The sequence below is a fragment of the Candidatus Methylacidithermus pantelleriae genome, assembly GCF_905250085.1.
Lineage (GTDB): Bacteria > Verrucomicrobiota > Verrucomicrobiia > Methylacidiphilales > Methylacidiphilaceae > Methylacidithermus > Methylacidithermus pantelleriae.
Genome location: NZ_CAJNOB010000041.1, coordinates 1 through 7,416, shown reverse-complemented (window position 1 = coordinate 7,416; position 7,416 = coordinate 1). Strand labels below are relative to the sequence as shown.

Below are 7,416 nucleotides of genomic sequence, written 5' to 3'. Positions count from 1 at the left end.
CGCCGAGTCGTTTCAGAGCTTTTCCAGTGCGCGGCATTGTCAGTTTCGAGGCCTCGTTTGAGCGTTCCGTTTCGTTGCGGGCTCCTTGCTCGGCTCTCCCGCTCTGCAGGCCTATTTCCAGGAGCTTCGACCACGAGCGTTACCACCCCTAGCCGCTCTGGGTGCTCCCGGCTGAAGCCATAGGTGCCGGACAATTATAACGCCTTCACCAAAGGCCCGACGCACTCCTTCCGCGGCCCAGCTCAGACGCGTGCAATACTAAAAAAAGCTCCTATGTGGAACTACTGAGTACATGCTGTACGGTGCTCGCAATCGGTTTGACAAGGACGAACAAGCTCGAGACGTATTCTATCACCAGCCAAGATCATGAAGTAAGGTTTTGCTAAACCAAAGCACATGGTTGGCCCCTTGATCGGGGCTCCTAAGTAAAGGAAGCTGGCGTTCGATCGAACACCGTGATGTCGCCGGGGCTTAGCGACCGAGGGGGCGAGCCCGTCTGCATTTCAACCATCTCAAAGCGCCAATGGGAAAAGGAAAGCTGACGCCGCAAATACCTCTCTCCAAGACGTGCGCATCGAGAGATAGGCGGACTGGATTGTCAAATGGACTTCAAGCTGGCTTAACTTCGACATTGTTTGAAGGTAAATGACTGTAGCCGAACGAGTCAATGGTTTCGTCTTGCTCACGTAATCCACTTGTGCCGGTGAGAAAAAAGAGGAAGCAGACGCAGTTTTTGGAGTAGGCAGTTTCTTCTTTGGGTATTTCGCAAAGGATTCGCCGCTAAAATGTGCAATCAAACAAAAGCCGCGCTACGCGGATGGCTTAAAGGCCACGAAGGGTTTCGGGGGTTCTCTATCGAAGGCTTTCGAGATCCATTGGGGCTCGGAGGACAGCGGTGAGCCAATAAGCCAGCAAAGAGATCCGGATGGGATTACAGAGGACGCTGGTCGCCGCCCGCGAGTGATACCGGGACGGACTTCCAGCGAGCTTTTGAGCGGGCGAAAGGCGCGATTCAAACGTCGGCGACTCGCTTACAATGAGTGAGGCCGTCTCCGGGCAAAGCTTCCTGGGGGAGAGATGGCTCTCCAGCGGATACCGGCCATCGATCGCTTCCTCTTCTGGGATCCGCTCCTTTCTTTACGTCTCCACCAGAACCGGTCTTCTGGGTCGACTCCTAGTCCAAAGTATTTAAGCGCTCGGAGACAAGAAGGCACCCCAGCCGAGCTGGCCCCTCAGTTTGACCGGATCGGCTTTTGGCTCGATCGTTTTGGGGATCTCGGCCAACGGCCAATATCTCCTTGTCAAAAGCCACCCGAATTTCCCGGCGAGCCCGATCCCTTAAGGCTTAGGCTATTTTTTCCGGCAATTACAGATCGAACCCCATTGCCTTCCAGCTCCATCGGTTGACTCCGGTCGGTACAGGCAAAGCTCCCGATCTTTTCGGAAGACCTCGACAATCGCTTTTGGAGTTTGGCCTCTCTTGGCTCAAGCCACATACGAAAGCTCCCTCTCCTTCAAGCGCCGCCGAGTTTCACCGACTTTTCCGATCCTCCATCAAAAGCAATGGTTCTTTCTTGGATCCCCAACCGTCGGTGGGGTGTCACAGCGCAACCCCACAAGACTCTTCGAATCCCCTGGGTTTGGCTGCAAAACCTTTACAAGACATCGCAACCCCTTGAGCATGGATTGCCATCGAGAAAAAGGACGTGGCACCTATCCCCTTGGTGATCGCGGCTGTGTCCCTAACGGGCCAATCCCTCCGGCCCTGTGGCTGAAAGTACACGCGGGAAAAATTATTAACTACAAGGCTCGTTCCCTGCGGGGGAATGCTTGCGATAGAGCTTTCTTTTGCACCTAGCTCCAAACCCCGTTTCAATCATCCATCGCCCAGATGTAGCTCCTCTTCCTCCAAGTCCTTGGCTTGCACCTCGCACAGCTCCGCTAAAACTCTCCCCGCCGCTTCCGCTCCCTTCTCACCCCTCCAAACATTTCCTTTAGACCCCACCTTCGCAAAACCTCTTTCCGTACCCCTTAACTCCCCATCATCTCACGGCTCCCCCACCTGTAAGTCCTGCAGGGGTAGAAGCTTCTGCCCTTTGAAGCTTCCCGGAACAATCTCGTGCGTTTCCACCGGAAGCGCCTTCCATTGGCCCAATGGCTTCTCTTCACCTCTTTCCCCAACCGGTAGGACGGTGGAACCCTGATCTGCCGGTCCATCACCCCGTGGCCATACCATCTGAAGCAACGAGCCTACAGCTCACCGCATTTAGCACTTTTCTTATCAACCGACTGTTGTTCACAACCTCTTCACATACCGACCCTACACACTTTTTCATAAGTCCTTGACTTGCAACTACAAAGTCCAAAAACGTAAGGAAGGTAAGCTAGTTCTTGAAACCCCTAGCGGTTTGGTGATCATGTGCGTCGACCACCAGAGGGAGAAGCATTCTCTGTTCAAGAAAGACCATGTCCGGGAGTCGACGCAGGGTTAAAGACAAGTGCTATTGGGAACGAAGGCACTCGGATAAGATGTTTCTCGAAGGTTTGCGGTAGAGCACGCTGCACGTGGTCCTTGGCTTCGAAGTACCCGTTTCGGAAGTGTATCCTAAAGACCAGCCAAAGGCGCTAACGGCACCAGAAAACCCCAGAGCTTGCGCTAAATCCCCTGTTCCGAAAGAAGCGAACGCGAGGTCAAGCAGAAGTCTTATCCCCCAATCGGACTGCCCTAAAACCCAGACTCAGGAAAAAAGGCCTTCGATCATCCTCTGCTAGCCTTTTTTCCCAATGATCCCAAGATAGGAGATTGCCTTCAAAAGGACAGGAGGAAGGGTTGGCTTTCTACCATTTTTTTCTCGAACACGCTGCCATCCATTCGAGCCGCAGGCCCCATTGGACTGCCCTTTCCCCGTCTGTGAAACCGCAAGTGCATAGGCAAGGGCAGTGTCAGAGGGAAAAGCGTGCCTGTCGTGATCTACAAGCTGGGCAGGTCTCTCCAGACACAATGACGACACGTTTCCGGATTGGCCCCTATTTGCCAAGGTTATCCCGCAGGTGACATCGCAAGATGGTAGGAAAGCCCCCACACTGCGCAAAAAACCAGGGACACTAAGTAACCGAGCTCATGAAAAAGGGTCCCGTACTGGATTTGCCTCTTACCGCCAGCAGCCTCAAACGCCTCCCAGGTCCCCCTTTTCCCTAAGCTCTTGTTGGCCTGGTCACGGAGCCGGTGGGATTCGAACCCACGGAAGGGGTTTTGCCCCTTCAACGGTTTAGCAAACCGCTGCTTTCAGCCACTCAGCCACGGCTCCAACTTCCAAAACTTTCTGGGGGGTGCTATTCTCCGACCGCTGGACCCGTCTCCTCGAAGTAAAGACCTATTCAAGTCTCCGTCCATAGAACAACAGGGACGCCAGCGCGAGACCCTTGGCCATACTCTTTGACCATGACCAGTCAATCCCATCGCACGCCAGCAAGTAAGGTACCCGATTGCTCAATGAGGGTCCACATTTTCACTTGTCAAGGTCTCTGCCTTGAAGATTGACCGTACCCCGTCCCCTTTTTCAGCGACAAACGCATCCTGGTCAGTCGATCACGGGCCTCCTTGAGATCTCCGGAACCCCTTGCTCGCATAGCTATTTGCCATCCTTGCCCAAAGCAAGGTCCTCGTTTTTGTGGAACTCCTCGTCGCCCCAAAAAGCGTGCGCAGTCCCCTATTTTCTCCCAGCGCCTTTTTCTACAAAAATTTTACTCCTGGCAGCCATTCGGAAGGAACTCAAAAGCTACATCCTTCTGAGATTTTTTTACACAACGGGATCTCCCCAGCCACCTTGGAAAAGATTGGGCCATAATGGAAACCTCACAACCTGCCAGGCACATCCGGAGTCGAACCGGAAGGGCTCAAGGAGGGTCTGTAACCTTGGCTTGGATCATTGTTTCCTTCCCACCTGGTCTCCTCTTTTGCCCTCGAAGGGTCGCTGCCTCCCTGGTCCCCACAGCGCAAGGTTGCGCACCAGCGACACCCAAAGAAACGAATCGCTCTTTTTCATGGTCTATTCCGTTTCCAAGAGGGATTTCCACAATTTTTTGGCACACAAGAAAGAAACACCCGAGGCAAGGGCATGCGCGCCGGCCCTAAGCCTTTTTCAATCGCTTCTTGGGCTTCAGGCGAGCTGCCGGTAAAAATCCTATTTTAGCTTAACCCATCTTCGAAACCAAGGAACACAACTGCGTTCGGTTTCCCATTCCGAAGCCTGGAATAAAAGGGCCCTTGGAACGCTGGTCATGTACACCCCACTTTTTTCTCCACTGGCAACTTCTTCTGTCACCAAGAGTCGGGAGGTAAGATTGTCTCATCAAAAGCGGTATTCTTTCGCTCCCGTCTCGCCGCCGAGTTTCCACCAGAGGGTTTCTTTCTAGCCAAAACTGGCTCTCCAACGTGTCAGAGGATCTGACAGAGGGTTCCCGCGATCTTTAAGCAAGCAGAGATTCTCTCTGGATCGGCATCAAACGGCTCATAAGCTCGGATTACGCGCAAGCATGACGCTTCGGGTCCCCGGCCCAGCGACGGGCCATCCTAGGCCTCCGCGCAAGGACTTGAAAAGTTCCTCGCCAAGCATTTCCCCGTTGTCACCCGGCCGGATTCCCTCCGAGAATTCCTCCGGAAGAGCAGAATAAGCCACTCCTTCCCCAGTTACACCCACAGGTAGCGAATTCCCCAGAACAAAAGCCAAACAAACGTTGCCCGATAGAAGAGAATCACCCACTCCAGTTCCCCCATGCAGCTATGCAAAGGCGGAACCGCCTGCACGAAAAAGGATCCCACCAATAGAAGGCCACTTGTAACTAGAACACTCACTCTTTGCCAACGAGCAAAATACTGCATGAAAAGGCAAAAATAGATCACGGCCGCCGTCCAAAAAATTAGGAGAAAACCGAAGGCATCTTCGATGAGTTCGCAAGTTTCTGGGGAAAGCATACGAAGGTCCGTCTAGGAGATAGCGTTCCGTTCTGGGGAGGTCCACAAGACTCGAACGGGGGTTTGCGAAAAGGAAATTTCACCCCAACTGCGTTGCGAAAATGGCCAGGTCAAGATTTTTTCGTGCTGCTCGTTTCGTCACAAACAAAGCACGCCTTTTCCCAATGAGCAAAAAGGCCTTTCCCGGGCAAGATTACCCTGACCCCATAGTCGCGGGCTTATTCCCGACAGTAGCACACCAAAAACCAGAACGGCGCTCGAAAAATCTAAAGCTATGGATGGAAGCGATGTACGGCGTTATGGTGGTGGTGGTGGCGTGTCACTTCCCCTATTTCCACTCTTCTCAAACCGAATTTGAGCAGAGCACGCTTCACTTCCAGAATTGCTGGACACCCGTTTCGAAGATGGGATAGAGCCGGGAACGCAGGCTCCTGCCGTCACTCCAAACCTAAATCTAAGCCAATCGATTTGCGAAAGGGGCCGCTTCCGCTTCGGGCGCTTGAGGGAACAAAAGGAACAAGGACGGGCCTTTTTTCCATTCCGAGAGATTTCTCTTCCAACGATCCTACGCCTTTGAGCCTAAGGCTCATGAACGTGAGATCCGCCAGCCCCTTTCGGCACGACCTATCGCGTAACCAGTACAGCTCGAGCCAAAAGGCTCCCTTCCTTAAGCCTTCGTAAAGCCTCTTGCGCCTGGTCTAAAGGAAAAACATCATAAACCGTTTTGACCTTGCGGGCCGCGGCAAGACGCAAAACTTCTTGCATTTCACTTCGAGGACCGATCACCGTACCCACGATCTTTTTCTCCTCGAAAAAGGAAATCTCACCTACATCGGCAAACACACCCAAAACGAGCGTTCCTCCGGGCTTAAGGGCTCGCAGTGCCTGGCGGGCAACTGCGCTCGACGGCGCAAAAACCAAGCATGCGTCCATCCCTCCCCATCGACTCCGGAGTGACTCCCCAGGATCCCCTGTTTTTGCATCCACAACTTCCTCAGCTCCTAAGTCTCTGGCGAGTTGTAAGTGATCCGGGTTCCGGCTGACAGCGATCACTTCTGCCCCGCAGAGCTTCGCAAACTGGACTGCCATATGACCGACCCCACCGATTCCAAAGACGGCGACCTTGTTTCCGGGACCAATTTCTGCACGCAGAACCGCGTGATACGCAGTGATTCCTGGGCAAAAAAGAGGAGCTGCTTCCACATCGCTCAGTTCTGGCGGTATCGGGTAGATGTGGTTCTCCTTCGCCACGAGAAGCTCCGCATAACCTCCATCTACAGTCTCGCCGGTAATGTGTTTCTGTCTGCATAACTCTTCCCGTGCCGAAAGACAGTACTCACAATATCCACAGCTATTCCAAAGAGGCTGGACTCCGACTCGATCCCCTTTTCGATATCGCTTGACGCCCGGCCCGAGCTCAACGATCCGACCCACAACTTCATGTCCAGGAACAATCGGGAGCTTCGCCGGTACGCCCCGGGAAAGCCAATCTCCCTCCACGACGTGGAGATTGGACCGACAAACCCCGCATGCTAGAACTTCCAAAAGCACCTCATCCGGGCCAGGAACCGGGTCCGGGTAGTCGCCTATGTGAAGAGGATTCTCTTCAATCGGAACTGGCTTGGTTAGAATAGCGGCTTTCATAGCTTACCAACGTTTTTGCTATCCCGGCTTTTTGCGTCAAGCTAACCGTACTCGGTCGAAAAATCTCCCGAAAATGTATCCCTTCTAGGAAAAGGACTTCCTAGCGGGATCTTCCCGGTGACTGCTCTTTAGCCTAGCCAAGCACACCCAGGAGTGACGATTCCGATTCGAACGCGTGCAACGGCAAGCTCATGGAAACGCACAACGCCTCTTTGGCAGCACCCCCCAGCTTTTCCTCGCGGGCTCTACCCAAGCTCTCTTTCCACCCGCAAGAGGTGAGAGCTTCGGGCCTGTCTTGCCTTCTTTCGAGCCTGTCGCAAGGGTTCCGGAGTGCGGTACCTCCGCGTCCACGAAAGGACAATGCGGACTGCCTCTTCTGCCTCTACACGCCAACCCGGATGCACGACCAACGGTGCAACTCCAGTCTTGGTCCGGACCCAATAGGCCACACACTGGCCCTCGTAAAATAGAGGGCTTCGCGACCCGCGCTCGTTGGACGGCAGGGAGCCCTCCGCACATAACGGGCTTCGAGTTACCCCGAGGGTCGGAACTCCAAGAACGACCCCTAAGTGGACAGCAAGACCGGCCTTTCGCGGATGGTCTCTCCCGGTTGCGTTTACCATCAGAAGTTCCGGCCACTGGGAAAGACCCCGAAAGGCGGCCTCCAAAAGGGGCCCTTCCCTCAGAGCCAAAAGACCTGGTTCGTAGGCAAACCTGGCTTTCCCTTCCAACACGTGCCACTCTTTAAGCTCCGGCCCTTCCATTCGAACGGCCGCCACCCAACCCACTTCCCCCTC

General features: G+C 54.0%; 5 protein-coding genes and 1 tRNA gene. All 6 read right to left on the bottom strand.

Translation table 11 applies throughout. The annotated features are described in order from the left end of the window. Positions 1-1,876 precede the first annotated feature (1,876 nt). On the bottom strand, positions 1,877-2,005 hold the full coding sequence (locus tag KK925_RS11305) for a hypothetical protein (RefSeq protein WP_268905645.1): 129 nt from the start codon (positions 2,003-2,005) through the stop codon (positions 1,877-1,879). A 1,213-nt stretch (positions 2,006-3,218) separates the two neighbouring features. Beyond that, positions 3,219-3,308, bottom strand: a tRNA-Ser gene (locus KK925_RS08390). Between the two features lie 1,203 nt (positions 3,309-4,511). Next, positions 4,512-4,700 (bottom strand): hypothetical protein, encoded by a 189-nt coding sequence (locus KK925_RS08385; RefSeq protein WP_174583510.1) that lies wholly within the window; start codon positions 4,698-4,700, stop codon positions 4,512-4,514. Further along, the gene (locus KK925_RS08380) at positions 4,691-4,975 is read right to left on the bottom strand and encodes a hypothetical protein (protein WP_174583509.1); all 285 of its coding nucleotides are present in this window, start codon (positions 4,973-4,975) and stop codon (positions 4,691-4,693) included. Before KK925_RS08380 ends, KK925_RS08385 begins: the two co-directional genes overlap by 10 nt. A 624-nt stretch (positions 4,976-5,599) precedes the next feature. After that, positions 5,600-6,619, bottom strand: coding sequence for an alcohol dehydrogenase catalytic domain-containing protein (locus KK925_RS08375; protein ID WP_174583508.1), 1,020 nt, complete (start codon positions 6,617-6,619; stop codon positions 5,600-5,602). Between the two features lie 245 nt (positions 6,620-6,864). After that, on the bottom strand, positions 6,865-7,416 hold a 552-nt coding region (locus KK925_RS08370; protein ID WP_174583507.1), incomplete at its 5' end, for an endonuclease V.